General features: G+C 71.4%; 20 protein-coding genes and 1 pseudogene. 14 read left to right on the plus strand and 7 right to left on the minus strand.

Annotated features, from left to right (window positions below; all coding sequences use genetic code 11):
* Window positions 1–120: 120 nt before the first annotated feature.
* From ACIQNG_RS14300 to ACIQNG_RS14315, 4 genes and pseudogenes are all read left to right on the plus strand, one after another.
* Window positions 121–1,855 (plus strand): annotated as a pseudogene (locus ACIQNG_RS14300) (ABC transporter ATP-binding protein); the annotation flags it as partial.
* A gap of 295 nt (window positions 1,856–2,150) precedes the next feature.
* Window positions 2,151–3,932 (plus strand): ABC transporter ATP-binding protein, encoded by a 1,782-nt coding sequence (locus tag ACIQNG_RS14305; protein WP_401484970.1) that lies wholly within the window; start codon window positions 2,151–2,153, stop codon window positions 3,930–3,932.
* Window positions 3,933–4,506: 574 nt separating this feature from the next.
* A complete protein-coding gene (locus tag ACIQNG_RS14310) occupies window positions 4,507–4,977 on the plus strand; it encodes a DUF5709 domain-containing protein (RefSeq protein WP_401430883.1) in 471 nt (156 codons plus the stop codon).
* Window positions 4,978–5,031: 54 nt separating this feature from the next.
* Window positions 5,032–5,301, plus strand: a complete 270-nt coding sequence (locus tag ACIQNG_RS14315) for a type B 50S ribosomal protein L31 (RefSeq protein WP_401430885.1) — start codon at window positions 5,032–5,034, stop codon at window positions 5,299–5,301.
* Between the two features lie 671 nt (window positions 5,302–5,972).
* Here ACIQNG_RS14315 and ACIQNG_RS14320 read toward each other — a convergent pair.
* Complete coding sequence (locus ACIQNG_RS14320) at window positions 5,973–6,764, minus strand: metal-dependent hydrolase (protein WP_401430890.1); 792 nt, start codon at window positions 6,762–6,764, stop codon at window positions 5,973–5,975.
* A 145-nt stretch (window positions 6,765–6,909) separates the two neighbouring features.
* Between ACIQNG_RS14320 and ACIQNG_RS14325 the strand changes: the two genes are divergently transcribed.
* Window positions 6,910–9,423 carry a DEAD/DEAH box helicase gene (locus ACIQNG_RS14325; RefSeq protein ID WP_401484972.1) on the plus strand — a complete coding sequence of 838 codons (2,514 nt, stop codon included), beginning with the start codon at window positions 6,910–6,912 and terminating at the stop codon, window positions 9,421–9,423.
* A gap of 94 nt (window positions 9,424–9,517) precedes the next feature.
* Entirely contained in the window at window positions 9,518–10,384 is an 867-nt protein-coding gene (locus ACIQNG_RS14330) for an acyl-CoA thioesterase (RefSeq protein WP_401430894.1), read from the plus strand.
* Between the two features lie 23 nt (window positions 10,385–10,407).
* Here the strand turns inward: ACIQNG_RS14330 and ACIQNG_RS14335 are convergent, their stop codons facing one another.
* Both ACIQNG_RS14335 and ACIQNG_RS14340 read right to left on the minus strand, forming a co-directional pair.
* Window positions 10,408–11,445 (minus strand): DUF6397 family protein, encoded by a 1,038-nt coding sequence (locus ACIQNG_RS14335; protein ID WP_401484974.1) that lies wholly within the window; start codon window positions 11,443–11,445, stop codon window positions 10,408–10,410.
* 126 nt (window positions 11,446–11,571) lie between these two features.
* Window positions 11,572–11,985, minus strand: a complete 414-nt coding sequence (locus ACIQNG_RS14340; protein WP_401430898.1) for a roadblock/LC7 domain-containing protein — start codon at window positions 11,983–11,985, stop codon at window positions 11,572–11,574.
* Between the two features lie 111 nt (window positions 11,986–12,096).
* Here ACIQNG_RS14340 and ACIQNG_RS14345 point away from each other — a divergent pair, with 111 nt between their 5' ends.
* The 4 genes from ACIQNG_RS14345 to ACIQNG_RS14360 all read left to right on the plus strand — a co-directional run bounded on the left by ACIQNG_RS14345 (window position 12,097) and on the right by ACIQNG_RS14360 (window position 15,080).
* On the plus strand, window positions 12,097–12,525 hold the full coding sequence (locus tag ACIQNG_RS14345) for a PPOX class F420-dependent oxidoreductase (RefSeq protein ID WP_401430900.1): 429 nt from the start codon (window positions 12,097–12,099) through the stop codon (window positions 12,523–12,525).
* A gap of 58 nt (window positions 12,526–12,583) precedes the next feature.
* The gene (locus ACIQNG_RS14350) at window positions 12,584–13,183 is read left to right on the plus strand and encodes a class I SAM-dependent methyltransferase (RefSeq protein ID WP_401484976.1); all 600 of its coding nucleotides are present in this window, start codon (window positions 12,584–12,586) and stop codon (window positions 13,181–13,183) included.
* Between the two features lie 182 nt (window positions 13,184–13,365).
* Window positions 13,366–13,662 (plus strand): hypothetical protein, encoded by a 297-nt coding sequence (locus tag ACIQNG_RS14355; RefSeq protein WP_401484978.1) that lies wholly within the window; start codon window positions 13,366–13,368, stop codon window positions 13,660–13,662.
* A gap of 149 nt (window positions 13,663–13,811) precedes the next feature.
* Window positions 13,812–15,080, plus strand: a complete 1,269-nt coding sequence (locus ACIQNG_RS14360) for a hypothetical protein (protein WP_401484979.1) — start codon at window positions 13,812–13,814, stop codon at window positions 15,078–15,080.
* 220 nt (window positions 15,081–15,300) lie between these two features.
* Here the strand turns inward: ACIQNG_RS14360 and ACIQNG_RS14365 are convergent, their stop codons facing one another.
* Window positions 15,301–15,483, minus strand: coding sequence for a hypothetical protein (locus ACIQNG_RS14365; protein ID WP_401430908.1), 183 nt, complete (start codon window positions 15,481–15,483; stop codon window positions 15,301–15,303).
* Between the two features lie 411 nt (window positions 15,484–15,894).
* On the opposite strand from ACIQNG_RS14365, the gene ACIQNG_RS14370 reads away from it, so the two are divergent.
* Both ACIQNG_RS14370 and ACIQNG_RS14375 read left to right on the plus strand, forming a co-directional pair.
* A complete protein-coding gene (locus tag ACIQNG_RS14370) occupies window positions 15,895–17,982 on the plus strand; it encodes a HelD family protein (protein WP_401484981.1) in 2,088 nt (695 codons plus the stop codon).
* A gap of 317 nt (window positions 17,983–18,299) precedes the next feature.
* Complete coding sequence (locus ACIQNG_RS14375) at window positions 18,300–19,331, plus strand: TerC family protein (protein ID WP_401485112.1); 1,032 nt, start codon at window positions 18,300–18,302, stop codon at window positions 19,329–19,331.
* Window positions 19,332–19,473: 142 nt separating this feature from the next.
* On the opposite strand, the gene htpG is transcribed toward ACIQNG_RS14375, so the two are convergent.
* From htpG to xylA, 3 genes are all read right to left on the minus strand, one after another.
* Window positions 19,474–21,462 (minus strand): molecular chaperone HtpG, encoded by a 1,989-nt coding sequence (gene htpG, locus ACIQNG_RS14380; RefSeq protein WP_401484983.1) that lies wholly within the window; start codon window positions 21,460–21,462, stop codon window positions 19,474–19,476.
* 332 nt (window positions 21,463–21,794) lie between these two features.
* A complete protein-coding gene (locus tag ACIQNG_RS14385) occupies window positions 21,795–22,124 on the minus strand; it encodes a hypothetical protein (protein ID WP_401484985.1) in 330 nt (109 codons plus the stop codon).
* Window positions 22,125–22,664: 540 nt separating this feature from the next.
* Window positions 22,665–23,831, minus strand: a complete 1,167-nt coding sequence (gene xylA / locus ACIQNG_RS14390; protein ID WP_401484987.1) for a xylose isomerase — start codon at window positions 23,829–23,831, stop codon at window positions 22,665–22,667.
* Between the two features lie 325 nt (window positions 23,832–24,156).
* Here xylA and xylB point away from each other — a divergent pair, with 325 nt between their 5' ends.
* Both xylB and ACIQNG_RS14400 read left to right on the plus strand, forming a co-directional pair.
* A complete protein-coding gene (gene xylB / locus ACIQNG_RS14395) occupies window positions 24,157–25,602 on the plus strand; it encodes a xylulokinase (RefSeq protein WP_401484989.1) in 1,446 nt (481 codons plus the stop codon).
* A gap of 40 nt (window positions 25,603–25,642) precedes the next feature.
* Complete coding sequence (locus tag ACIQNG_RS14400; RefSeq protein WP_401484992.1) at window positions 25,643–26,851, plus strand: ROK family protein; 1,209 nt, start codon at window positions 25,643–25,645, stop codon at window positions 26,849–26,851.
* Window positions 26,852–26,948 lie beyond the last annotated feature (97 nt).

Consider the following 26,948-nt stretch of genomic DNA (forward strand, 5'->3'; position numbering starts at 1 on the left):
GCCCTCCAGGGTGAACCTTGCACGGTTTGCTAGAGCCTTTTCACGGCGGGCGGACGTCACTCTCCGCACCCACCTGCCTACCTTCCCGATCCACCGCACGACACGAACCACTGGGACGCCATGCAGATCCAAGACCTTCCGTACCTCGATCCTGGTGTGCCGGACGCGCGATCGGGGCCCCGGTTTCTGAGGTGGCTGTTCCGGAACCAGTTGGGCGGTCAGCTCACGTCGCTGGCCTGGGGACTGCTGCACTTCGTCTCCGTCTCGGCCATGCCCTTCTGTGTCGGCCTCGCGATCGAGGCGGTCGTGGACCGCTCGGGGTCACGACTGGCGGTCGCGGGCGGACTGCTGGCACTGGCCGGGGTCGGCGTCGCGGTCGGTGACACCTTCCTGCACCGCACGGCGATCACCAACTGGATCACCGCCGCCGCGCGCGTCCAGCAGTTGCTGGCCCGCAAGGCCGCCCAGCTCGGCTCCGGCCTGACCCGACGGGTCGCGGCCGGTGAAGTGGTCGCCGTGTCCACGGGTGACGTCGAGAAGATCGGATGGTTCGTGGAGGCCCTGTCGCGGTTCACCGCGGCGCTGGTGACCATCGTCCTGGTCGCCGTCGGTCTGGTCGTCTACCAGCCCGCGCTCGGCGTCGTGGTCGCCGTGGGCCTGCCGGTGCTGGCCCTGTCGGTGCTGCCGCTGCTGCCGCGCGCGACCCGGCGGGCCGACGTCCAGCGGGAGAAGGCGGGCCACGCCACGGAACTCGCCTCGGACACCGTCGCCGGTCTGCGCGTCCTGCGCGGCATCGGCGGCGAGGAACTCTTCCTGGCCCGCTACCGCCGCGCCTCCCAGGAGGTCCGGCACGCCGCCGTGCGCAGCGCCCGCATGTGGGCGCTGATAGCCGCCATCCAGGTGCTGCTGCCGGGCCTGCTGCTGGTCGGGGTCGTCTGGTACGGCGTCGGACTGGCCCGCGAGGGCCGGATCACCGTCGGTGAACTGGTCACCGTCTACAGCGCCGTGATGATCCTCAGCTATCCACTGCGGCATTTCGAGGAGATCGCCATGGCGTACTCCTTCTCCCGGCCGTCGGCGCGGCGCGCCGCCCGGGTGCTGTCCATGGAGCGGGCCACCGACACGCGAGGGCTCCGGGAGCACCAGGTGCCCGCCGGGGAGCTGTACGACCCGGACACCGGGTTCCTCGCTCCGACCGGTCGGCTGACCGCGGTGGTGTGCGGTGACCCGGACGCGGCGGGCCTGCTGGCCGAACGGCTCGGCGGACACCCCTCCGAGCAGGGCGCCTCGGTGCTGCTGGACGGCGTGCCGCTGGACGAGCTTCCGCTGGACGCGGCCCGCACGGCCGTGCTGGTCCAGGACAAGGACCCGGTCCTGCTCTCCGGCACCCTGCGTGAACTTCTCGACGTCCCCGGCTCCGGCAAGGTCGACGCGAGGGCGGCGCTGGCCGCCGCGCAGTGCGACGACGTGCTGGCGGCGCTACTCCAGGGCTCGCTGGAGGTGACGGATCCGCTCGACGCGCACCTCACCGAACGCGGCCGGTCCCTGTCCGGCGGCCAGCGCCAGCGGCTCGCGCTGGCCCGGTCGTTGATCACGGACCCGGAGGTGCTGGTCCTGGACGAGCCGACCTCGGCCGTCGACTCGCACACCGAGGCCCGTATCGCCCACGGTCTGCGTGAGCTGCGCGAGGGCCGCACGACGGTGGTGTTCACCTCCTCGCCGCTCCTCCTCGACCGGGCCGACCACGTGGTGCTGGTGCACGACGGCAAGGTGACCGCCGAGGGCCCGCACCGCGAACTGCTGCGGAGCGAGCCGAGGTACCGGGCGGTGGTGACGAGGGAGACGGACGAGGAGAAGGAGGTGGATGCCTCGGCATCCGGGGATGCAGGTGGCTCGGCGTCCGGGGATGTGGGTGGCTCGGCGTCCGGGGACGTGGGTGCCTCGGCATCCGGGGATGTGGCGGCGGCGAGTGAATCCGCCTTGGACAGGTCCGACGAGGACAAGTCCGCCAAGGGCGGGTCGGCGATCGACGGGGCCGAGAGCGACAGGGACATGGCCGTGCGCGCAGGCGGCACCGGCAAGGACGTGACGAAGGCCGCGAAGCCGGTCCGGGACGACGTCGAGGTACTGGAAGACATCGAGGAGAGCGCATGATCGGCGTGGCGCCACCGGCGTACGACCCGGCGGCCCCGACGACCGCGAGCACCCTGCCGGTCGGGGCCCCGGCCACCGTGCGCGCGTACGTGACGGAACTGTTCCGCCGCCACCGAGTGGCCTTCCTGCTCCTCATGGGCGTGAACACGGCTGCCGTGATCGCGTCCATGGTGGGCCCGTATCTGCTCGGCGGCCTGGTGGAGCGGGTCTCCGACGGGGCCGAGGACCTCGGCTTGGAGCTGACCATCGGCCTGTTCGTCACCGCGCTGGTGATCCAGGCGGTCTTCGTGCGCGAGGTCCGGCTGCGCGGCGCGATGCTGGGTGAGCGGATGCTGGCCGATCTGCGTGAGGACTTCCTGGTCCGCTCGGTCGGGCTGCCGCCGGGCGTGCTGGAGCGGGCCGGCACCGGCGATCTGCTGTCCCGGATCACGACCGACATCGACCGGCTCGCCAACGCCATGCGCGAGGCGGTGCCCCAGCTGGCCATCGGCGTGGTGTGGGCGACGCTGCTGCTGGGCGGCCTGGTCGTCACGGCGCCGCCGCTGGGCGCGGCCGTGCTGCTCGCGCTGCCGCTGCTGATCGTGGGCTGCCGCTGGTACTTCAAGCGGGCGCCGCAGGCGTATCGCTCGGAGGCCGCCGGGTACGCCGCCGTCGCCGCCGCGCTGGCCGAGAGCGTGGACGCCGGGCGCACCATCGAGGCCCACCGCCTCGGCGCCCGCCGCACCGCACTGTCGGACCAGCGGATCCGGGAGTGGACCGCCTGGGAGCGGTACACGATGTGGCTGCGGTCGGTGCTCTTCCCGATCATCAACGTCACGCATGTGACCGTGCTCGGATCGGTGCTGATGATCGGTGGTGTCTTCGTCCTCCAGGGCTGGATGGACGTGGGGCAGCTGACCACCGGCGCGCTGATCGCGCAGATGCTGGTCGACCCGGTGGGTCTGATCCTGCGCTGGTACGACGAGCTTCAGGTGGCCCAGGTGTCGCTGGCCCGGCTGGTCGGGGTGCGGGACATCGAGCCCGACGCGGGCGACGACTCGCTCTCCCCCGAGGGACGCCATGTGCGGGCCGACCGGGTGGACTTCGGCTATGTCGAAGGCGTGGACGTACTGCGCAAGGTCTCCCTGGAGGTGCCGCCGGGCACCCGGCTGGCGCTGGTCGGCCCGTCGGGCGCGGGCAAGTCCACGCTGGGGCGGCTGCTGGCCGGTATCTACGGGCCACGTCGGGGTCAGGTCACCCTCGGCGGCGCCGAGCTGTCGGCGATGCCTGCCGAGCAGGTCCGCTCCCATGTGGCCCTGGTCAACCAGGAGCACCATGTCTTCGTCGGCTCGCTGCGGGACAATCTGCTCCTCGCGCGTTCCGAGGCGGTGGACGCGGAGCTGTGGGCGGCGCTCGGTGCCGTCGACGCGGACGGGTGGGCGCGCGCCCTGGACGGCGGCCTGGACACCGAGGTCGGCTCGGGCAGCCTGGCGCTCACCCCGGCCCAGGCCCAGCAGATCGCCCTCGCCCGGCTGGTCCTGGCGGACCCGCACACCCTGGTGCTGGACGAGGCGACATCCCTGCTCGACCCGCGCGCCGCACGTCACCTGGAGCGCTCCCTGGCCCGGGTGCTGGAAGGCCGTACGGTCGTCGCCATCGCCCACCGGCTGCACACCGCGCACGACGCGGATGTGATCGCCGTGGTCGAGAACGGCCGGATCAGTGAGCTGGGCAGCCATGACGAGCTGGTCGCCGCCGACGGGGCGTACGCGGCGCTGTGGCGGTCCTGGCACGGGTGAACGGTCATGAGGGGGCCCTCCCGGCCCAGGCTCCATCGCCCGGGGTCCATCGCCCGGAGATCCTGGCCCGGGTCCATTGCCTGGGGCTCCTGGCCCGGGGTCTCCTCGCCCGCGGACTCCTGGCTGGGGAGGCGGCCCCGGACAGGTGGGGTCAGGGCTGCCGGCTGCGGAGGCGGTCCCGGACCGGCGAGGCCAGGCTTCCCGGCTGGGGAGGCAGCCCCGGACCGGCGAGGCCAGGCTTCCCGCTGCGGAGGCGACCCCGGACCGGCGAGGCCAGGCTTCCCGGCTGCGGAGACGACCCCGGACCGGCGGGCCCGGGCGGTGGGGCGTGCGGTGTGTGCCTCACTCGGCTCGTGGGTGGGCCGTGACGCCTGCGCCCCGCCCCTGCTCCCCCGCCCCTCGGGCCGTGTGGCGTTGCGCGGTGCCGAAGGGGGGTGGAAGGCTGGAGAGCGGCACCGGTTCGCGCGTCGGCCGGGGAAACGCCCGGTTTCCCGCCGGGTGTGTCGCGCGCCCGGCCCCGCGGCCCACCCCGGCGGCGGCAAGCGGGGACCATCTCCACCACCTGGAGGTACCTGTGAACAGCTCCGAGGGCTGGGGAGACGACGTCTACCAGCCGGACGGTTCCGAGGTCCAGGACGACGCGGGACTGCTTGACGCGGAGGACACCCTGGTCGACGACGGTGTCGGCGACCCCCTCGACCGCGGCTGGTCCCCGCCTGAGCGGCCGTGGGCGGTGGAGCGCGACGATGTGACCGCCGCCGAGCGCCGCCGGGGCGAGACCCTCGACCAGCGGCTGTCCGAGGAGCTTCCGGACCGTCCCCGGCCCGACGGCGACGGCATGGGTGACACGGCCGGCACGGACGGCGAACTCTGGGACAACGAGGTCGGTGCCGCCCGCTCCGGCCGTCTCGTCGCCCCCGACGAGGGCGCGCACGAGGACGAGGAGAGCGCACTGGTCGCCACGGACGTCGGTATCGACGGTGCGGCAGCCTCCGCCGAGGAGGCCGCCATGCACGTCGTGGACGAGGATGCGCCACCCGGCTGACCCCGACTTCCTCCTATACTCCGTCCCCTTCCCGACGTCGTCACAGGAGTCGCCATGCAGCAGGACAAGCACCCCGACTACCACTCGGTCGTCTTCCGGGACCGTGCCGCGGGATACGCGTTCCTCACCCGGTCGACCGCGACCAGCGACACCACCATCGAGTGGGACGACGGCGAGACCTACCCCGTCGTCGATGTCGAGATCTCCTCCGAGAGCCACCCCTTCTACACCGGCAAGGCCCGCACGGTGGACTCCGAGGGCCGTGTCGCCCGCTTCGAGAAGCGCTACGGCACGGGTGGCGGAGGCGCCGCCGACTCGGCGTAGCGGCCTGGAGCCCTTTCCCTGGCCCGCCGCGCTCCTGCTGGCCTTGGGTACCGGGCGCCGGGCCGTAGCCGCGCCCGGGTGGCCCACGGCCGTCACCGCCGCCCTTCGCGGTCCGTCAGCGCATCGGAAGCAGCACGGCGGCGTCGCGCACCCCGGCCGACTGCCGCCCGGCCCGGCCCGAGCGGCAGCGCCAGGACTGCGAAGGAAGCCGCCACGACCGGTCCGTCGCGGCTGCGCGACCCCCGGAAGCCCGCCCCCGGGTTCGCCGCCGTCGCCGAGACCCTCGCGACGATCGAGGCACTCGCGAACACCGAGGCGCTCGCGTAGACCGACGCCGACCGCCCCGTGGCCCAGACCACCGGGCACCTGAGGTGCACGCCCGCCGGTCAGCCGTTCGGCAGTACCTGTCCGAGCCTCCCTCACGCGGCCGACCTCAGGAAGGCCGGTTGATCGGAGAAGCGGATCACGGGCGTGGCCACCTGGCGGGACGCCCCGTACCGCACGCCCGTCGAGCGGGCCGCCCTGGCAGTGCCGGCGGCCGTGCTCACACCCAGCGCAGACGGCGGGCGCGTCCCGGGCGCCCTGTACAGGGACTGATGGGTCACCCGGCCGGGCGGGTGGGGTGCGGCGGCGCGGGGCGGACCGCCACACCGTCCGCGGGGGTGTCCGGCTCAGATGACGTTGAGCGCCGCCGCCCCGCCCACTCCCCCGAGCAACATGAACGCCGGCATCAGCACCTTCAGTTCGACCCAGCTTCCCGCCCGGAACCGCAGGACCTTCGGCGGCCCCAGCGGGTACCAGCGCCGCCTGCCGATCGGGATGGGCCACAGGATCGGGCAGCCCGAGACGGTCAGCGCGTCCCCGATGTCGTGGACCAGGGCTCCCAGCACGATCGGCAGGCCCAGCCACAGGTACTCCTGGCCGGGGTCGGTGAACAGCCAGTCGGCGCCGTTGCCCGTCTTGTCCAGCACCCCGGCGAGGATCCACGCGCTCGTCGCCGCGAGCAGCCACACCAGCACATCGCTGCTGGGCCGCGCCGCCCGCCACAGCAGGCCCTCGATCGCCAGCACCATGTGCACGAAGAGGATCGCCAGCACCGCCCAGCGCCCGCCCGCTATGGCCAGCGCCGAGGCCCCGCCGCCGATCAGCACCGCCCACAGCCAGGTGTGGGTCAGCGTGCGGTGGCCGCCGGTGCGGCGCGGGTCGCCCTGCTTCTTGGTCGCCTTGTAGACGGCGTACGACAGCTTGTCGACGATCTCGCACAGGGCCCGTGAGATCGGTCCGAAGGCGCGCGAGATGGTGGCGGCCTTGTGGTCGAGATCGGGGGCGAGGGCGGCTCCGGCGCAGATCAGCGCCCCGACGAGCAGGACCGGCCAGGGCATCGCATGGCCTGCCGCCGCCGCGGCGGCGCCGACACCGAGCCAGGCGGCGGCCCCCGACAGTGAGTGTGCTGGTCCCATCATCGCCGCTGCCCGCCCCATTCGTCGTGTACCGCTGTCCAGTTGGCCGTGTGCGCTGACGGCACGTCGGCGACACAGCGTAGCGTTCGCGATCTTGCCGTCCGCAGCCGATTCCCCCCTGGGCCCGGACGCCAGGCAAGATGGGGGCGTGACCCTCATCGATCAGCTGCCGCGGACCGCCGACCCCGACGCCCTCTATGACGCCTTCGAGTCGTGGACGCGGGAGCGCGGTCTCACCCTCTATCCACACCAGGAGGAGGCGCTGATCGAGGCCGTCTCGGGCGCGAACGTGATCGTGTCGACCCCGACCGGCTCGGGGAAGAGCATGATCGCGGCGGGTGCGCACTTCGCCGCGCTCGCCCGTGACGAGGTCACCTTCTACACCGCGCCGATCAAGGCGCTGGTCTCGGAGAAGTTCTTCGAGCTGTGCAAGCTCTTCGGCACCGAGAACGTGGGCATGCTCACCGGCGACGCCTCGGTGAACGCCGACGCCCCGGTGATCTGCTGCACCGCCGAGGTCCTCGCGTCCATCGCGCTGCGCGACGGAAGGAACGCGGACGTCGGTCAGGTCGTCATGGACGAGTTCCACTTCTACGCGGAGCCGGACCGCGGCTGGGCCTGGCAGATTCCGCTGCTGGAACTGCCGCAGGCGCAGTTCGTGCTGATGTCGGCGACGCTCGGTGACGTCTCGATGTTCGAGAAGGACCTCACCCGGCGCACCGGCCGCCCCACGTCGATCGTCCGCTCCGCCACCCGCCCGGTGCCCCTCTCCTACACCTACCGGCGCACCCCGCTCACCGAGACGCTCACGGAACTGCTCCAGACCCAGCAGGCACCGGTGTACATCGTGCACTTCACCCAGGCGCAGGCCGTGGAGCGGGCGCAGGCGCTGATGAGCATCAACATGTGCTCGCGGGAGGAGAAGGAGCAGATCGCCGAGCTGATCGGCAACTTCCGTTTCACCACCAAGTTCGGCCGCAATCTGTCCCGGTACGTCCGTCATGGCATCGGGGTGCATCACGCCGGCATGCTGCCGAAGTACCGCCGGCTGGTGGAGAAGCTCGCGCAGGCCGGTCTGCTGAAGGTCATCTGCGGCACGGACACCCTCGGGGTCGGGGTCAATGTCCCGATCCGCACCGTGCTGTTCACCGCGCTGACCAAGTACGACGGCAGCCGGGTGCGGACCCTGCGGGCGCGGGAGTTCCACCAGATCGCCGGGCGCGCGGGCCGCGCGGGCTTCGACACGGCGGGGTATGTCGGGGCGCAGGCCCCGGAGCATGTGATCGAGAACGACAAGGCGCTCGCCAAGGCCGGCGACGATCCGAAGAAGCGGCGGAAGGTCGTCCGCAAGAAAGCACCCGACGGTTTCGTCGCCTGGAGCGAGGACACCTTCGAGAAGCTGATCACCTCCGAGCCGGAGCCGCTGACCTCCCGCTTCCGGGTCACGCACACCATGCTGCTGTCGGTGATCGCCCGCCCCGGCAACGCCTTCGACGCGATGCGGCATCTCCTGGAGGACAATCACGAGCCGCGCAAGCAGCAGATCCGGCACATCCGGCGGGCGATCGCCATCTACCGCTCGCTGCTGGACGGCGGGATCGTGGAGAAGCTGGACCAGCCGGACGCCGAGGGGCGGATCGTCCGTCTGACCGTCGATCTCCAGCAGGACTTCGCGCTCAACCAGCCGTTGTCCACGTTCGCCCTCGCCGCGTTCGAACTCCTCGACCCGGAATCGCCCTCCTACGCCCTCGACATGGTGTCGGTCGTGGAGTCCACGCTGGACGACCCCCGGCAGATCCTCGCCGCCCAGCAGAACAAGGCGCGGGGCGAGGCCGTGGCCGCGATGAAGGCGGACGGTGTCGAGTACGAGGAGCGCATGGAGCGCCTCCAGGACATCACCTACCCCAAGCCCTTGGAGGAGCTGCTCTTCCACGCGTACGACACGTACCGCAAGAGCCACCCCTGGGTCGGTGACCACCCGCTGTCGCCGAAGTCCGTCATCCGCGACATGTACGAGCGGGCGATGTCCTTCACCGAGCTGGTCTCGTTCTACGAGCTGGCCCGCACCGAGGGGATCGTGCTGCGCTACCTCGCCAGCGCGTACAAGACCCTCGACCACAACATCCCCGACGACCTGAAGTCGGAGGATCTCCAGGATCTGATCGAGTGGCTGGGCGAGATGGTCCGCCAGGTCGACTCCAGTCTGCTGGACGAGTGGGAGCAGCTCGCCAACCCGGAGGAGATGACCGCCGAGCAGGCGCAGGAGAAAGCCGACGAGGTCAAGCCGGTCACCACCAACGCGCGGGCCTTCCGGGTGCTGGTCCGCAACGCCATGTTCCGGCGCGTCGAACTCGCCGCCCTCGACCAGGTCGGCGAACTCGGCGAGCTGGACGGGGAGTCGGGCTGGGACGCCGACGCGTGGGGTGAGGCGATGGACAAGTACTGGGACGAGTACGACGACCTCGGCACCGGCCCCGACGCGCGCGGCCCGAAGCTGCTCGTGATCCACGAGGAGCCGGAGAACGCCCTGTGGCGGGTCCGGCAGATCTTCGACGACCCGAACGGCGACCATGACTGGGGCATCAGCGCCGAGATCGACCTCACGGCGTCCGACGCCGAGAGCCGGGCCGTCGTCAAGGTCACCGACGTCGGCCAGCTGTGAGCCCCGCCCCGGGGCCTTGAGGCGCTCCGCCAGAACGCCCCGGGCCCACTTCAGAACACCCGCACTCCGCACCAGGACACTCACGAGGACGCCCATGACGAATCCGGCCGAGAGACTGGTCGACCTGCTCGACCTGGAGCAGATCGAGGTCAACATCTTCCGTGGCCGCAGCCCGCAGGAGTCGTTGCAACGGGTCTTCGGCGGACAGGTGGCCGGCCAGGCGCTGGTCGCGGCCGGTCGCACCACGGAGGGCGACCGGCCCGTGCACTCGCTGCACGCGTACTTCCTGCGCCCCGGCCGGCCGGGGGTGCCCATCGTGTACCAGGTCGAACGGGTGCGGGACGGCAGGTCGTTCACCACCCGCCGGGTCACCGCGGTGCAGCAGGGCCGTACGATCTTCAATCTCACCGCCTCCTTCCATCAGCCTGAGCAGGGTCCTTTCGAGCACCAGCTGCCGCCCGGCCGGGTGGTCCCGGATCCGGAGTCGCTGCCGACGGTCTCGGACGAGATCCGTGAGCATCTGGGTGCGCTGCCGGAGCAGTTGGAGCGCATGGCGCGCCGCCAGCCCTTCGACATCCGGTATGTGGACCGGCTGCGCTGGACGCCCGAGGAGGTCAAGGACGCGGAGCCGCGCAGCGCGGTGTGGATGCGCGCGGTCGGGCCGCTCGGGGACGACCCGCTGGTGCACACCTGCGCGCTGACCTACGCCAGCGACATGACCCTCCTGGACGCCGTGCGCATCCCGGTCGAACCGCTGTGGGGTCCGCGGAGCTTCGACATGGCGTCGCTGGATCACGCCATGTGGTTCCACCGGCCGTTCCGCGCCGACGAGTGGTTCCTGTACGACCAGGAGTCACCGATCGCGACCGGCGGCCGGGGCCTGGCCCGGGGCCGGATCTACGACGTTCAGGGGCGGCTGCTCGTCTCCGTCGTCCAGGAGGGGCTGTTCCGGGCGCTGTAACGGCACCGGTCGGCGCCGGATCGTCAGCTTCTGCGGCGCAGCCAGCCCAGGAGACCTCGGGATTCCCTGCTCCCGCCGCGGGGCGTGGGGACGGCGGGGCGGTTGCAGTCCGGTTCGGATACGGGTGACCGGTGCGGAGGCGTTCCGTCCGGTGCCGGTGACGCCTGAGCCGCCTGGGCAGGTCGGGCAGGTCGGGTAGGCCGGGTAGGTCGGGCCACCTGGGTCGGATGGGTCGCCTCGGCAGGATGGGGCGGATGGTGGAGCTGGGGCGTACGCGGTTCCGGTCGTGGGGCCGGGTGCTGGGCGCGGGCCTCGGTCAGGGCCTGTGCCAGGTCGGTGCGGAGCCAGTCGATCTCGTCCGGGTCGCTCGCGGTCGTGATCCTTGTGACGAGGTCGGCCGTGCGCGACGCCGAGACCCGCACGGGCGGCAGTGGTCGGAGCCGGCCCAGATGGGCTTGTTCGTACGGGTCCTGCACGAGGTCCGAGACCAGGGCCGGATCGAGGAAGGACGCGAGGGCGGCGGTCTGCGCCCAGGCGTCGTCGCCCACCTGGCGCAGCAGGAAGCCCAGATGACGTCCCCGCCAGTTGCGCGCCCGCAGATCCAGCCCGGTGCGTTCCTGGCCGCGCAGGCCCTCGGGCAGTCGGCCCTTCAGATAGGGGGCGTTCTTCTCGTCGGCGGCGAACTGACGCAGCTCTTCCGCGAGATAGAGCCAGACCAGGGCGCCGTAGCGACTGAAGTAGAAGGAGACCGGGACCAGCAGGCCGAGCCGGGCGAGGCGGCTGAGCCGGACCGCGGGCACGTCCATGAGGGTGGCGCCCGTCGGAGCGGCCACCGCCCGGACGCTCTCCCGGAGGGCTTCCGGGAATCCGTTCTCGGACCGCAGCCGGTCGATCTCGGCGCGGGTGATCCGGCGGCCCGGTCCCGAGGGATCGGGCACCGACCGGACGCGGCCGAGGCCGAGGGCCAGCTCCAGCTCAGGACGTTTGAGGCCCAGTTCCCGAGCGGCGCGGGTCGTGGTCCAGAGCGCGTTGTCAGGTCGCGCGACGGTGTTGCCTGCCATGGTCGGTCTCCCCCGTGAAGTCTTGCGCTCACGCTCCGTGCGTTCGCGGTGACTCCACGGTACCCGCCCCGGCTGATCTCGTGGCAAGCCTGTGGATAACTCTGCGCTACGGGAGAAAACCGCAGGTCAGCCGTGGTCGAGCGGGCCGCGTTCGGGATGCCGGGCATCGACTGCGAGATGCTCGCCGACCCGGTTGACGAGCAGGGTCATCTCGTAGGCGATCTGGCCGAAGTCGGAGTCCGCGGCGCTGAGGACGCACAGGCAGCTGCCGTTCCCGGCCGCGGTGACGAACAGCACCGCTTCCTCGAACTCGACCATCGTCTGCCGTACGCCACCGGCGCCGAAGTGCCGGCCCGACCCCTTGGCGAGGCTGTGCAGGCCGGAGGCGACCGCGGCGAGATGTTCCGCGTCCTCGCGCCGCAGTCCGGTACTGGCTCCGGTGACCAGTCCGTCGTTCGACAGAACGAGAGCGTGCCGCACATGATCGACACGTTCGGTCAGATCGTCGAGCAGCCAGCCGAGTCCCTTGGTCTGCGCCATGGTCCGGTCTCCCGTGGTGACGTCGCCCCCTGGTGGAGATCCCCCGCAATGGAGGGACACCTCCGCCAGCCTTCCGCACCGGACGCCCCGCGGGCAAGCAGGATGGGGAGCATGGCAGAGAAGATGACCGACGAGGAATGGCGGGCTTTCGTCTCGCACGGCACCCGCACCGCCAAGCTGTCGACCGTTCGCGCCGATGGGAGCCCTCATGTGGCGCCGGTCTGGTTCGTGCTCGACGGAGACGAGGTGGTGTTCAACACGGGGAAGCAGACCGTCAAGGGCCGGAATCTGCTGCGGGACGGCCGGATCGCCCTGTGCGTGGACGACGAGCGGCCACCGTTCGACTTCGTGATTCTGCAGGGCCGGGCCCGGATCTCCGAGGATCTCGGCGAGCTGCGGCACTGGGCGGGGCGGATCGGTGCCCGGTACATGGGTGAGGAGCGCGCCGAGGAGTTCGGTGAGCGCAACGGGGTGGCGGGTGAGTTGCTGGTCCGTGTCCCGATCGACAAGGTGCTCGCCCAGAAGGAACTGGCGAGCTGATCCGGCCGCACGGACCCGCCCCGGCTCGGTGCTCCGGCCGGTGGGAGATCATGCGGGCATGAACGAGGACCGTACGCACACGCAGGAGTTCTTCACCGCCCGCGCCGCCGACTGGGACAGCCGCTTCCCCGACGACGGGCCCGTCTACGCCGCCGCCGTCGCCGAACTGGCCCTGCACGAGGGTGACCGCGTGCTGGACGCGGGCTGCGGCACAGGGCGGGCCCTGCCCTCGCTGCGGGCCGCCGTGGGGCCCTCCGGGGTGGTCGTCGGCGCCGATCTGACGCCCGCGATGCTGGAGGCCGCCGTACGGGCCGGACGGGACGAGGACGGCCAGTTGGTGCTCACCGACGTCTCCGCGCTGCCTTTGCGTTCGGGATCGCTCGACGCGGTATTCGCGGCCGGTCTCATCGCGCACCTTCCCCGCCCGGCCGAGAACCTGCGGGAACTCGCCCGTGTGGTCCGGCCGGGAGGGCTGCTGGCCCTCTTCCATCCCCTCGGCCGTGCCGCGCTCGCCGCCCGTCAGGGACGGCAGATCGCCCCCGACGACCTTCGCGCGCGGCCTCGTCTCGCCCCGCTGCTGGCCGACTCCGGCTGGCGCATGACGTCCTACGTCGACGAGGACACCCGTTTCCTGGCCCTGGCGGTCCGGGAACGCTGAGCCGGACCCCCGCGTCCTCTCACGGCTCGATCGCCCGCTCGCGCACCCGGCCGCCTCCGCGCGACCGAGGTCACAGCGCTTTCACCAGGCCGCCCCTCTTCTGTCGCGGAGCCTTCAACTCTACGTTGAGGTGCGGCGGCTGAAAGGGCGTCGAGCGCAGCTACGAGAGCAAGGGTGGTCGCATGTGGGGCAGGGTCCGCAAGTCCTGGAGCACGGTCCGCTACGCGTTCCGGACGGAGCGGGACACAGGTCGACAGGCCCGCTCGCACAACCTGTTCGAGGCCGCCGCCGCGTATGTGTCGGCCTGCGCCGAGGACGATCAGGAGCGGATCGAGGAGGCCGCGGGCTGGGTGTCGCCCGAGGCGTTGTCGTTCGGGGTGAACGAACTGGCGTGCCGCGCGGTGATAGCCCTCGCGCGCGAGCGCGACGAGTCGCCCCGGGCCGTGGCACGTGACCTGTTGGGGCTGCCAGCAGCCTGACGGAGCTATGCGGAGGCAACCGGAACCGGGCGGTCGATTCGCCCGGTCCAGCCGGATCGTCCCAGCTCCGGGGAGCCATGGCGGTCGTGACAAGGCGCCGCCGGTCCCACTAGGGTGCGCCTCCGTTGGACGAACCTGGGGAGGCTGGGATGGCCGGGACGGACGAGAACGCCGTCACCGCCGCTGACGACGCGCTCTATGTGCTCACGGCGGTACTGCTGACGCCCGCGCAGTTCCCGAGTGTTCTCGGCGACGACTACCCGGACGCCTGCGCGACGCTCGGCCTCGCCCCTCTGGCCGACGGGTACGGCCTGGTGCTGGGCCAGGACGGCGAGGGGGCGCGGTGGACCGTCGCCACCGACGATGTGTCGCTGGTGGCGGTGGCCGTCGCCGCCTGGGACTGCGGCATGGAGTACGACCTGTCGCCGGACGAGCGCTCGGTCGTCGCCGCGCTGCCGGGCTGGCCCCTCGCGGTCGCCGTCGCCGCTCCGGGCATCCCGGCACCGCACGACCCCGGCCCGGAGATCGCCGGAGGTCCCCCACTCAGCCCGCCGGACACTTCGGTCTGGGGTCCCGCCCAGCGCCGCCTGGGCGCTGACGAGATCGCGCTCCAGTGGACGATGTGGCGGGAGCAGATCGACGACGCCGACTTCCTGACGCCGGGCGGCACGGCGACGGCACCGGGCCCGTCCGTGGGGAGCCGCGAAGGGGAGGAGCAGGGAGAGGAAACGGCCGAGGCGGTCGGGGCGGTCGGAGGGGTCGGGGCGGTGGCGACTGCCGGTGGGGCGGCGGAGGCTGGCGGTGAAGCGGCCGAGGCTGGCGGTGGGGCGGCCGAGGCTGTGGAAGTCGCCTCGGAGGGTGGCGGCACCGCAGGGGCGGCAGCCGACCTCGCGGCGGCGGGCGAGGTCGTGGAGACCTGGTGGCAGACGGAGCCCTATGACGCCACCGCCAGCCAATCGCCGGGATCCGGCGGCTCCGGCGGCTCCGGCGGCTCCGGCGGCCCAAACAACCCCGGCACACCGGGCACACGGAGTAGGCCGAGTGGGCTGAGTGGGCTGAGTGGGCCGAGCACGCCCAGCGCGCCGAGCGCACCCGGCATACCGAGCCCGCCGGGCGAACCGGGCGCACAGAACGGCGCGCTCCGCCCCGGTCACAGCGGCATACGTCGTGTCCTGGCCGAGGCAGCCGCCTATGTGGACACGCCTCCGCCGCTCGGCCGGGTCCGCTCCTCCTTCGCCCCCGGTGACGCGCGCACTCTGCGCGCGGACGGCCCCGGCTGGTCCCTGGTGGCCCGCACGGACGACATCGCCTTCGTCCTGCTGGACGACGAGCCGGGCGAGGTCCTGCCGGTGGGACGCGGCCCCGAACTGCCCGGCCTGTTGGCAGCTCTGGACCGGATGGCCGTACGTCCTATCTGACCCTCCGGACGGCACCGGATCCACCGTCTGAGTCACCGCCTGCACCGGTCCGGTCCGCGTCCGCTCGGCGCAGCCCCGGGCACGCCCCCGACCTCAGTCCCGAACCCGTCGCCGGTCCCGGCCCCGGTGCCCAGCTACACCGTCGCCCCGCGCCCCTGCTCCGCCGCCCGTGACACGCACTCTCGCTCACCCCCGGGCGGCCGGGCAGCCGGTGCGCGCCTCAGCGACCCAACTCCTTGCGCGTGACACGACGCAGCCGACGGCGCTGCGCGGGGTCGAGCGTGAGGTACGCGGCGGCCGGAACCCCGAGCACGATCAACAACGCCACCCACCAGGGCAGCCAAATCAGCAAGATGATGCCGACCGCCACACCACCTGCGGCGATCTTGGCGTTCTTCGACATGGTGTCGCCTCCTTCGCGGCCACTGCCGCTCTCTGCTCTTCTGAACGGGTGGGTGCTCTCCGCGGTTCCGAACCACCACCCTGAGACACCCCTGACACGCACCCCGACTCATCCCTGACTACTCATCCCTGACTACTCATGCCTCACTGCTCCTCCCCGCGCCTCCGCCTTCGTCTCCCTCCCCCGTTCCGCCACTCGGGCTTCCTCGCCCCTCCCCTCACACAGTGACCCATGTCACGACTCTGACATGTCGGGAAGTCTCCTTCCATGCTGTACCCTCGGCGACTCCGCCCCCACGTAGTCAAATTTGAGGAGTACGGCATCTCCGCCATCACGCGTTCGCAGTCGGGCCGGCAGCAGCCGGACGCGGATTCGATCACAAGCTCAGCCCGCTGTATAGAGGAGTCCCCTGTGTCGCAGGCACATGACGCCGCCGCGTGTCAGGTCGAGTGGGAGCAAACCCATGTGTCCACTCTGTTCGAGTTGCTCGCCGAGCGGCTCTCCACGGCCCGGACAGAGCTGACGGAGGTACTCAGGACCCCGACCGAGGGCGCGGGGGAGGCGCACGCGCGCGAGGTCTCCGCCGCACGTCTGGCGAAGGAGATCGCACGGCTGGAGGGGGCCGAGAACGGGCTGGTCTTCGGCCGGATCGACCGGGCGGACGGCACGACCCTGCGGATCGGCCGGATCGGCTTGCAGACGGACGAGGAAGACCTGCCCCTCCTGGTCGACTGGCGTGCGAACGCCGCGCGGCCCTTCTACGAAGCGACGCCGATCCATCCCATGGGCCTGCGGCGGCGCCGGCACCTTCGCCTGGAGGAACGCGCGGTGGCCGCGGTCAGCGACGAGATCCTGGACGGTTCGACGCCGACCGCCCGGGACGTCGTAGGCGACGGACCTCTGATGGAGGCCCTTTCAGCGCGGCGTACGGGGCTGATGCAGGCGGCGGTCGCGACGTTGCAGACCGAGCAGGACAGGATCGTGCGCTCCGCCCACCGCGGGGTGTCGGTGGTCCAGGGCGGCCCCGGTACCGGCAAGACGGTGGTCGCTCTGCACCGGGCGGCCTATGTCCTGTACGCCTTCCCGCGCGTGGCCGAGCACGGTGTCCTGGTGGTCGGCCCGAACGCCCGGTTCCTCGCCTACATCTCCCAGGTCCTGCCCTCACTCGGGGAGAACGACGTCGTCCTGGCCACCTGCCAGGAACTGGCCGGGGTCTTCCCGGACACGGCGGGCCCACTCGATGTGGCGCGTCTCAAGGGCGGTGCGGCCATGGCCGACGCGCTGGCGGCCCTGGTCCGTGGCCACCAGGCTCCGAACGGCGGCTTCGCTGTGCGGATCGGCCACGAAACGATTCGCCTCACCCCTGAGGAGGTGGCAACAGCGCGCGACGCCGCCGTAGGCACGGGGTTGGGACACAACCCCGCGCGTCAGGTGTTCAAGGAACTCGTGGTCGATGCCCTCACCGACGCGCTGGAGCGCAGCACGGGCGACATCCTGGAGCGGATCGACGCCGAGGTCGCCCTGCTGACCGGCACCGACCTCGACCGGGCGGCGGCGGCCGACCTGCGTCAACTCGGCTACGACGAGGCGTCTGGCGCGGGGCCGGCCGACGAGTTCGACGCGGAGGCCGTCCGGGCCGGTCTCCTGGACGACGCCCATGTGGACCGCACGGTGGAGACACTGTGGCCGCGGCTGGTGCCCGGTGAGGTGGTGCGCGCTCTCCTGACGGATCCGGACACCTCCGCCAGATGTCTGCCCGGATTGACCGAGCACGAGCGGTCGCTCCTGCCGCAGGGCTCGCACGGCGGATGGACCGATGCCGACGTGCCCCTTCTGGACGAGGCGGTGCACCTGATCGAGGGCCCGCCGCGGCGTACGTACGGGTATGTCGTCGTCGACGAGGCACAGGAACTGACCGCCATGCAGTGGCGGATGATCGTACGACGCTGCCCCGGCAGGGCGATGACGCTGGTGGGCGACTTCGCTCAGGCGGGCCCCGTCACGACAGCACGTGACTGGAAGGAGGCGCTGAGCGCGCATGTCAGTCCGCGGTTCGACCTCCACACCCTGACCGTCAGTTACCGCACCACGCAGGAGATCCTGGAGAGCACCCGGGAACTCCTGGTACGGATCGCCCCGGACCAGGAGCCGACCCGTTCCCTGCGCCATGGTGAGGTTCCCCGCACCCTGACGACGCGACCGGAGACGCTGGTCGCCACCGTCCTCCAGGAGTTGGAGGAGCAGAGCGCCGCGCACCCCGGTGAGCTGTCCGGGGTGATCTGCGCGGATGGTCGGTGGGCCGAGCTGACGGCGGCGGGGGTCGCTGAGCATGCGCGCATCGTCCCTGCCTCCGAAGCGCGCGGGCTGGAGTTCGATGAGGTGGTCGTCGTGGATCCGGACGAGATCGCCGCATCCCGCCCCGGCGGGGAGCGGGATCTCTACGTGGCTCTGACTCGCGCCACCAAGAGACTGTGCGTCATCGACGTGCAGCCCGGGTGAGTAATCGCCCTCGGATGGCGGCGCACCGGCCCGCCGCCATCCGACCGGCGTCCGGCGTCCGGCGTCCGGCGTCCGGCGTCCGGCGTCCGGCGTCCGGCGTCCGGCGTCCGGCGTCCGGCGTCCGGCGATGCGACCTGAGTCTGTCCATCCGACCGGAGCCTGACCGTCCGACCGGCGTCCGGCCGTTCCTCCGGCGTCTGATTGCCCCTCACGACATGCCCACGACCAGGCGATTAGACCTAATCTTTACCTGTCTTTGGGCACCCTTGTATCTTGGGGTGCCACTTCACAGGGAGGGATCCAGGTTGGACGTCTCAATGACCATGTGGGTGCTCACGGTCGTAGGACTGTGTGTACTCATCGCGGCCGACTTCTTCATCGGCGGTCGCAAGCCGCATGAGGTCTCGATGAAGGAAGCGGGCACCTGGTCCCTCGTCTGGATCGTCCTCGCCGTGCTCTTCGGGATCGGCTTGCTGATCTGGGGTGACGGACAGGCGTCCGCCGAGTTCTTCGCGGGCTATATCACCGAGAAGTCACTCAGTGTCGACAACCTCTTCGTCTTCGTCCTGATCATGGCGAAGTTCTCGGTCCCGTCGATCTATCAGCCGCGGGTGCTGATGATCGGCGTGCTGATCGCGCTCATCCTGCGCGCGGTCTTCATCGCCGTGGGCGCCGCCGCGATCAACGCGTTCGCCTGGGTCTTCTTCATCTTCGGCGCCTTCCTCATCTGGACCGCCTGGAAGTTCATCCAGGAGGCGCGGGCCGGGGAGCAGGAGGACTGGGAGCCGGGCCGCGTGATGCAGGCCATCCAGCGGCGCGTGCCCTCCACGGACCAGTGGCACGGCACCAAGATGATCATCCGCGAGAACGGCAAGCGGATCGTCACGCCGATGCTGATCGTCATGGTGGCGATCGGCCTCACGGACGTCCTCTTCGCCGTGGACTCGATCCCGGCGATCTTCGGTCTGACCCAGGATCCGTACATCGTCTTCACCGCCAACGCGTTCGCGCTGATGGGGCTGCGGCAGCTGTACTTCCTCATCGTCGGCCTGCTGAAGAAGCTGGTCCATCTGTCGTACGGCCTGTCGGTCATCCTCGCCTTCATCGGTGTGAAGCTGGTCCTGCACGGACTCCACGAGACGACGAGCCTGCACGTGCCGGAGATCACGATCCCGGTCTCGCTGGGTGTCATCTGTGGCGTGCTGGTCATCACGACCATCACCAGCCTGATCGCCGCGAAGAAGGCGTCACAGGCCGGGGTCGAGAAGGACGAGAGGGCCGGGGAGGACGAGACGGCGGGGCAGGACGAGGCCGCCAGGAAGGATCAGGAGGCCGACAGGCGGGGCTGATCGCCTTCGCCACCCGTCGGTAGCCGCCAGCAGCCGTCAACAGTCGGCAAGCCGCGTCACCGTTCGGCAATCGCCGTTCGGCAATCGCGCATCCGACCGCCCCCTTCCCACGACATGGGAAGGGGGCGGTCGAGGTCTCGCGCTACAGGGTCTTGCTCAGACGGTCGGCGAGCAGTGTCGCGAAACGAGCCGGGTCGGTCAGGTCGCCGCCCTCCGCGAGCAACGCGGTCCCGTACAACAACTCGGCCGTCTCGGCCAGTGCCGGATCGTCCGCACGCTCCTCGTACGCTGCCTTCAACCCGCTCACCAACGGGTGCTCGGGGTTCAGCTCCAGGATGCGCTGGGCCGAGGGCACGTCCTGGCCCATCGCGCGATACATCTTCTCCAGGGCCGGTGTGAGACCGCTCATGTCGCTGACGAGGCAGGCCGGTGAGACGGTCAGCCGGGTCGTCAGACGGACCTCCTTCACCTCGCCAAGCACCTCGTTGAGCCAGCTCAGCACGGGGGCGTAGGCACCGGTCCGCTCCTCCGACGGCTTCTCCTCGGACGGCAGGTCGACCGCGCCGCGCGCGACGGACTGGAACTCCTTGTCGTCGTACGACCGGACCGCGTCGACCCAGATCTCGTCCACCGGGTCGGTGAGCAGCAGGACCTCGTACCCCTGCGCCTTGAAGGCTTCGAGATGCGGGGAGTTCTGGACCTGCGCGCGGCTGTCACCCGCCATGAAGTAGATCTTGTCCTGACCCTCCTTCATCCGGGCGACGTAGTCGGCGAGGGTGGTGAGTCCATTCCCTGCGGTGACCTCGTCGGCCGCGGTGGATCCGTCCGGCGCACTGGATCCGTCCGGCGCTGTGGTGTCGTCCGACGCGGTGGTGTCGCCCGGCGCGGTCGTGTCGCCCGAGGTTGCTTCGTCCCCCGAGGTGGCTTCGTCCGCCGCGGGGGACGCGAACGACGCGGTGGTCGCGAACGACGCGATGTCGAGAATCGCCTTCTGGGAGTCGGTGCCGTCGAGGAGGCCCTCCTTGACGACGGCGCCGAACTCACGCCAGAACGTGCGGTACTTCTCGGGCTCGTTCTTCATGAGCGTCTTGACGGTCGCCAGGACCTTCTTCGCCAGCCGGCGCCGGATCAGCTGGATGTGCCGGTCCTGCTGGAGGATCTCGCGGGAGATGTTCAGCGGCAGGTCGGCGGCGTCCACGACTCCCTGGACGAAGCGGAGGTAGCCGGGGAGGAGTTCACGGCTGTCCTCCAGGATGAACACACGCTTGACGTAGAGCTGGAGGCCGCCGCGGGCATCGCGCTGGAAGAGGTCGTGCGGGGCCCGCGCCGGCATGAACAGCAGCGCCTCGTACTCGAAGGTGCCTTCGGCCCGGATCTGGATGATGTCGAGCGGATCGGTCCAGTCGTGGCTGATGTGCCGGTAGAACTCCCGGTACTCCTCGTCCGCGACCTCCGACCTCGGCCGCGCCCACAGGGCCTTCATCGAGTTGAGCGTGGCGTCGCCCATCCGGATGGGGAAGGAGATGAAGTCCGAGAAGCGCTTCACGACCTCCCGGATGCGCCATTCCTCGGTGTAGTCGTGGAGCCCGTTCTCGTCGTCCACGGGGCGCAGGTGCACGGTCACCGAGGTGCCCTCCGGGGCGTCACCGGTGGTCTCGATCGTGTACGTGCCGTCGCCGTTCGACTCCCAGCGCACCCCCGTCTCCTCGCCCGCCTTGCGGGTGAGGAGGGTGACCTTCTCGGCCACCATGAAGACGGAGTAGAAGCCGACACCGAACTGGCCGATCAGTTCGGCCGATTCCTTGCTCTCGCGGAGGCGGCGCAGCGTCTCGGCGGTGCCGGACCGGGCGATGGTGCCGATCAGCTCCACCACCTCGTCGCGGGTCATGCCGATGCCGTTGTCCCGCACGGTCAGGGTGCGGGCGTCCTTGTCCGCCTCAATGGCGATGTGCGGATCGTCGGCCTTGAGGCTGTCGTCCGTGAGCGCGGCGTACCGTCGCTTGTCCAGGGCGTCGGAGGCGTTGGAGATCAGCTCGCGGATGAAGATCTCCTTGGTCGAGTAGATGGAGTGGACCATCAACTCCAGGAGTTGCCGCGCTTCGGCCTGGAACTCCCGCGTCTCGGTGGTCATGGCTTCCCTTCTGGTCGGACGGCACGGTGAGTACGTCGTGTCATGACGTCCCGCACATAGAATTCAAGCACTGCGTGCAGAACACGAGGGCGGTTACGCTCACGGCGATGTCCGTGCGGCCGGTCCGTGCGCCGGGTGCTCGCCCGGAAGGGACCGGCGGCGCAAGTCTCCTGGCCCTGGGCCGGTCGAGGGTGCGGCGTACGCGGCGTACGGCGTGGACACGCGGCATCGCGGCCGTCGCGGGAATGCGGCATCGCGGCATCGCCAGGGGCTTGCCACCGGATGCCTTCCGTGCGCCGATGCCCGGACTCAGCTCGTCGCGTCAGTCGCCCCTATCCCAGCTCGCCGAGGTCGACCGACGGCAGGCCGGACGGGAAGAGCGATTCGAGTCCGCTGGGCAGGTGCGTCGGGAAGTCACTGGGAAAGCCGCTCGGGAAGTCAGTGGGCCATCCGGTGAGCCAGTCGCTCGGGAATCCGCTGGGCAGGTTCGTGGGGAAACCAGTCGGAAGGTCTGTAGGAAGGGACGGCAGCGCGGTGGGCAATTCGATGCCGCCCGAGCCGCCCGACGCCCCCGGCGACGGCTCGGCGCTCGCGCCGCTCTCACTCGCGGCCGGGGCGGGGTCGGAGGAATCGCCACCGTCATGGGCCATGACCGCGATCACAGCGACGGCTCCCCCGGCCAACAGGACGCCGAGCGCGAGGAAGACGGCGTTGCGGCGCCCGCCGTCCCCGCCTCCGCCCCCAGGGCCGTCCGGGGCGTCGAAATCGTCCGGTCCGGGTCCGAACCCGTCACCCGGAGGCGGGGGATATCCCGGCGGAGGTGTGTCGTTCGGCGGCTGCGCCTCACCGGGCGGCGATGGAGGCGGCGTCGGCCTCCATTCCGGCGGTGGAGGCGGCCCCTCCGGCGGTGGAGGCGGCCCTTCCGGCGGTGGCCCCTCCGGCGGTGGAGGCAGCGGCGTTCCACCCGAAGGCGGCTCGGGCGGCGTCCCGTCCGAGGGCGGCTCGGGCGGCTGAGGCGGAACCGGAGGCATGGCCATACCGACCAGCATCCCGCCGGAGAGGATCAAGCCGCGACCCCCGCACGGAGATTGCTACGAACCGGAGCACTGGAATGCACGGTTCCGAAACATTCCGCACGGAGGTCACACGGATCACAGGGATCACAGGGATCACAGAGGCCACGGAAGTCGCGGAGGCGACACTCAGCCCCGCGCCGCCAGCAGATGGTCCATCGCCAGCTGGTCCAGCCGCTCGAAGGCCATCCCGCGCGCGGCGGCGGCCTCGACATCGAACTCCTCGAACGCCCCACGGTCCGCGAGGAGCGCCTGGAGGCCGTCGTCCGCGGTGGGCCGGGCCAACTCGTCCAGCCGGGAGTCACGCAGGGCCTGCTGGACCTCGGGATCGGCCCGGAAGGCGGCGGCGCGCTCCTTGAGGATCAGGTAGTTGCGCATACAGCCGGCGGCCGACGCCCAGACGCCGTCCAGGTCCTCGGTGCGCGGTGGTTTGAAGTCGAAGTGCCGAGGGCCCTCGTAACCGGCGCTCTCCAGGAGGTCGACCAGCCAGAAGGCGGACCGCAGGTCACCGGCGCCGAAGCGGAGGTCCTGGTCGTACTTGATGCCGTTCTGGCCGTTGAGGTCGAGGTGGAAGAGCTTGTCCGACCACAGGGCCTGGGCGATGCCGTGCGGGTAGTTGAGGCCGGCCATCTGCTCGTGCCCGACCTCGGGGTTCACGCCGTACATCGCGGGGCGCTCCAGCCGCTCGATGAACGCGAGCGCGTGGCCGACGGTGGGGAGCAGGATGTCGCCGCGCGGCTCGTTGGGCTTGGGTTCGATGGCGAAGCGCAGGTCGTAGCCCTGGTCGATGACGTACTCGCCGAGCAGGTCGAAGGCTTCCTTCATACGGTCGAGCGCGGCGCGTACGTCCTTGGCGGCGCCGGACTCGGCTCCCTCCCGGCCGCCCCAGGCGACGTAGACCTCGGCCCCCAGTTCAGCGGCGAGGTCGATGTTGCGGATGGTCTTGCGCAGGGCGTAGCGGCGTACGTCGCGGTCGTTGGCGGTGAACGCGCCGTCCTTGAAGACGGGGTGCGTGAAGAGGTTGGTGGTGGCCATCGGCACGGTCATGCCAGTGGCGTCGAGTGCCTCCCGGAAGCGCTTGACGTGCGACTCGCGCTCGGTGTCGGACGCGCCGAACGGGATCAGGTCGTCGTCGTGGAACGTCACGCCGTGTGCGCCGAGGTCGGCGAGCCGCCGCACTGTCTCGACAGGGTCGAGCGCCCTGCGGGTGGCGTCGCCGAACGGGTCCCTTCCCTGCCAGCCGACGGTCCACAGGCCGAAGGTGAACCTGTCCTCGGGGGTGGGCTGGTAGTTCATGCCGCGGCTCCCTTGTTCGCTGGTGAGTGTCCTGACGCTTGTCGCGTGCGGATGTCGCCGACCGCTATTTCGTCATGGCGGTTTACAAATTAGTATGCCGTCGCGTCCCTGGGAAGAGACATAGTTGTCCCGGGGTCGGGAAACCGGCCGGTACCCCGGCCGCAAGTCGGCGAAAACCCACCCCACGCGTGCGTGGGAACGACTGGACACGAAAGACCACGCCCCGCGCGCGTGGAAGCAGGATCACGACACGAGCCGCACCCGCGGGGCAGGCGGCACAAGCAGGACACCGGACACGGCACGAGCCGCACAAGAGGGAGAGCCCATGTCAGCAGCCGAGGGTCCACTCGTCGTCGGCGTGGACACATCCACCCAGTCCACGAAGGTGCTGGTGGTGGACGCGGCGACCGGGCGGGTCGTGGCGAGCGGCCAGGCCACGCACGAGGTCAGCACGGGCGCGGCCCGGGAGAGCGATCCACGCCAGTGGTGGGACGCCCTGGGTGAGGCCCTGCACCAGTGCGGGGACGCCGCGCGGGAGGCCGCGGCCGTGTCGATCGGGGGTCAGCAGCACGGGCTGGTCACGCTGGACGCGCGCGGGGAGCCCGTACGGCCCGCGCTGCTCTGGAACGACGTACGGTCGGCGCCGCAGGCGCGGCGGCTGACGGACGAGTTGGGCGGCGCCGAGTTCTGGGCCGAGCGGACCGGATCCGTGCCGACCGCGTCCTTCACGGTCACCAAGTGGGCCTGGCTCGCCGAGCACGAGCCGGAGGCCGCGCGCGCGGTGCGCGCCGTCCGGCTCCCCCACGACTACCTCACCGAACGCCTCACGGGCGTCGGCACCTCGGACCGCGGTGACACATCCGGTACGGGGTGGTGGGCGTCGGCGACGGAGTCGTACGACGACGAGATCCTCGCCCGGGTGGGCCTGGACCCGGCGCTGCTCCCCCGGGTCGCGCGCCCCGGCGAGGTCGTTGGCACGGTGCGTGACGGCAACGGGCTGCCGTTCGCGAAGGGGACGCTCGTCGCCCCCGGCACCGGCGACAACGCCGCCGCCGCGCTGGGGCTGGGGCTGCGTCCGGGCACGGCGGTGCTGAGCCTGGGCACCTCGGGCACCGTCTACGGCGTGTCGCGGAGGCGGCCGACCGATCCGACCGGCACGGTGGCGGGCTTCGCCGACGCGCGCGGGGACTGGCTGCCGCTGGCGTGCACGCTCAACTGCACGCTCGCCGTGGACCGCGTGGCCTCGCTGCTCGGCCTGGACCGTGAGGCCGTGGAGCCGGGCACCTCGGTGACCCTGCTGCCCTACCTGGACGGCGAGCGCACACCCGACCTGCCGCACGCCTCGGGGCTGCTGCTGGGCCTGCGCCACGACACGACCGCCGGCCAGCTCCTCCAGTCCGCCTACGACGGTGCCGTGCACGCGCTGCTGGGCGCGCTGGACCGGGTGCTCGACCAGGATGCCGATCCGTCGGAACCGCTCCTGCTGATCGGCGGCGGCGCGCGCGGCCGGGCCTGGCAGCAGACCGTACGGCGGTTGTCGGGGCGGCCGGTGCGGGTGCCGGAGGCGAGGGAACTGGTCGCCCTGGGCGCGGCGGCCCAGGCGGCCGGTGTGCTCACCGGCGAGGACCCGGCTGCCGTCGCCCGGCGCTGGAACACCGCGCGCGGGTCGGTGTTTGACGCCGTGGAACGCGACGAGCGGACGTTGGAGAGGATCTCCGGGGTACTCTCCGACGCGGCCCCGCTGCTGGAACGCGGCCCGGAGCGCGGCTGACGACCACGCCGAGGGCCCTGGAGGAGGGATTGGCACCCGCATGACCGCACCGCTGCACGAGGCACACCCCACCGGTCCCGGACGCGCCCTTCCCGACACCCAGCAGGGCATGCGCCGCCGCAACCTCGCGCGCGTGATGCACACCGTGAGCGCGGAGGGGCCGCTGTCGCGCGCCGCGGTCGCCTCACGCATCGGACTGACCCGCGCGGCCGTGTCCACGCTGGTGGACGAACTCGTCCGGGCGGGCCTGCTGGACGAGTTGGGCCCGGAGCGTCCCGGCCGGGTGGGCCGGCCCGGCTCGGCGCTGGCCGTCAGCGGACGCGGTCCGGCCGGGATCGGCGCGGAGATCGGCGTCGACCACCTCGCCGTCTGCGCGGTGGACCTGCGCGGCCAGGTCCGCGCGCGTGCCGTACGGAACGGCCCGAACCGCGGCCGTGCGCCGGAACCGGTGGCCGAGGAACTCAGGGCGCTGCTGCGACGGGTCGTGACGGAGGCCGAGCGCGAGGGGCTGTGGCCCGCCGGGCTCGCCCTGGCCGTGCCGGGCCTGGTGGCGCGCGATGCCCGTACGGTCGTCCGCGCGCCGAACCTCGACTGGCACGACACCGACCTGGCAGCGCTGTTCCCGCCCGAACTGCCGCCGGTCGTGGACAACGAGGCCAACTTCGGCGGCCTGGCCGAACTCTGGCTCGGCGAGGCCACTCCGCGTGACTTCCTGCATGTGTCGGCCGAGATCGGCATCGGCGCGGCCGTCGTGGTGGACGGACGGCTGCTGTCCGGAACCCGGGGCTTCGCGGGCGAGTTGGGCCATGTACCGGTGCGCCCCGACGGTCCCGCGTGCGCGTGCGGGGGGCGTGGCTGTCTGGAGCAGTACGCGGGCGAGGAAGCGGTGCTGCGGGCCGCCGGACTCGAACCCGGTGATAACCGTGTGGAGTTGCTCGCGGAGCGCGCCGAACGGGGCGATGAGACCGTACGGCATGCGCTGCGCGAGGCGGGCGAGGCGCTCGGCATCGCCCTGACCGGCGCTGTCAATCTGCTCGATCCGGGGAGCGTCGTCCTGGGCGGCTCACTCGCCGCGCTCGCTCCCTGGCTGCTGCCTGCCCTCCGGGAGGAACTCAACCGGCGTACGGCGGGACGGGCCTGCCCGGTGACGGTGTCCCGGCTGGGCCCTGAGGGGGCGCTGCTGGGAGCGGCGCATTCGGTGGTCCGGGGGGTGCTGGACGATCCGGGGGCGGTGGCCGGGCGCGGGTGAGGGCGGGAATGGGGGCGGGGGTGAGGGCGGCCGGAGGATGCGGGCGCGTTGCCGGTGGGGCGCGCGGTCCGGGCCGTCACCCGATCGAGTGGCGGAG

The sequence above is a fragment of the Streptomyces sp. NPDC091377 genome, assembly GCF_044757045.1.
Taxonomy (GTDB): domain Bacteria; phylum Actinomycetota; class Actinomycetes; order Streptomycetales; family Streptomycetaceae; genus Streptomyces.

Excerpts from the sequence above, each read along its gene's own strand:
- ACIQNG_RS14305 (WP_401484970.1), top strand. The coding sequence starts at position 2,151 with ATGATCGGCGTGGCGCCACCGGCGTACGACCCGGCGGCCCCGACGACC.
- ACIQNG_RS14315 (WP_401430885.1), top strand. The coding sequence starts at position 5,032 with ATGCAGCAGGACAAGCACCCCGACTACCACTCGGTCGTCTTCCGGGAC.
- ACIQNG_RS14320 (WP_401430890.1), bottom strand. The coding sequence starts at position 6,764 with ATGATGGGACCAGCACACTCACTGTCGGGGGCCGCCGCCTGGCTCGGT.
- ACIQNG_RS14330 (WP_401430894.1), top strand. The coding sequence starts at position 9,518 with ATGACGAATCCGGCCGAGAGACTGGTCGACCTGCTCGACCTGGAGCAG.
- ACIQNG_RS14335 (WP_401484974.1), bottom strand. The coding sequence starts at position 11,445 with ATGGCAGGCAACACCGTCGCGCGACCTGACAACGCGCTCTGGACCACG.
- ACIQNG_RS14340 (WP_401430898.1), bottom strand. The coding sequence starts at position 11,985 with ATGGCGCAGACCAAGGGACTCGGCTGGCTGCTCGACGATCTGACCGAA.
- ACIQNG_RS14345 (WP_401430900.1), top strand. The coding sequence starts at position 12,097 with ATGGCAGAGAAGATGACCGACGAGGAATGGCGGGCTTTCGTCTCGCAC.
- ACIQNG_RS14350 (WP_401484976.1), top strand. The coding sequence starts at position 12,584 with ATGAACGAGGACCGTACGCACACGCAGGAGTTCTTCACCGCCCGCGCC.
- ACIQNG_RS14355 (WP_401484978.1), top strand. The coding sequence starts at position 13,366 with ATGTGGGGCAGGGTCCGCAAGTCCTGGAGCACGGTCCGCTACGCGTTC.
- ACIQNG_RS14360 (WP_401484979.1), top strand. The coding sequence starts at position 13,812 with ATGGCCGGGACGGACGAGAACGCCGTCACCGCCGCTGACGACGCGCTC.
- ACIQNG_RS14365 (WP_401430908.1), bottom strand. The coding sequence starts at position 15,483 with ATGTCGAAGAACGCCAAGATCGCCGCAGGTGGTGTGGCGGTCGGCATC.
- ACIQNG_RS14375 (WP_401485112.1), top strand. The coding sequence starts at position 18,300 with ATGACCATGTGGGTGCTCACGGTCGTAGGACTGTGTGTACTCATCGCG.
- htpG (WP_401484983.1), bottom strand. The coding sequence starts at position 21,462 with ATGACCACCGAGACGCGGGAGTTCCAGGCCGAAGCGCGGCAACTCCTG.
- xylA (WP_401484987.1), bottom strand. The coding sequence starts at position 23,831 with ATGAACTACCAGCCCACCCCCGAGGACAGGTTCACCTTCGGCCTGTGG.
- xylB (WP_401484989.1), top strand. The coding sequence starts at position 24,157 with ATGTCAGCAGCCGAGGGTCCACTCGTCGTCGGCGTGGACACATCCACC.
- ACIQNG_RS14400 (WP_401484992.1), top strand. The coding sequence starts at position 25,643 with ATGACCGCACCGCTGCACGAGGCACACCCCACCGGTCCCGGACGCGCC.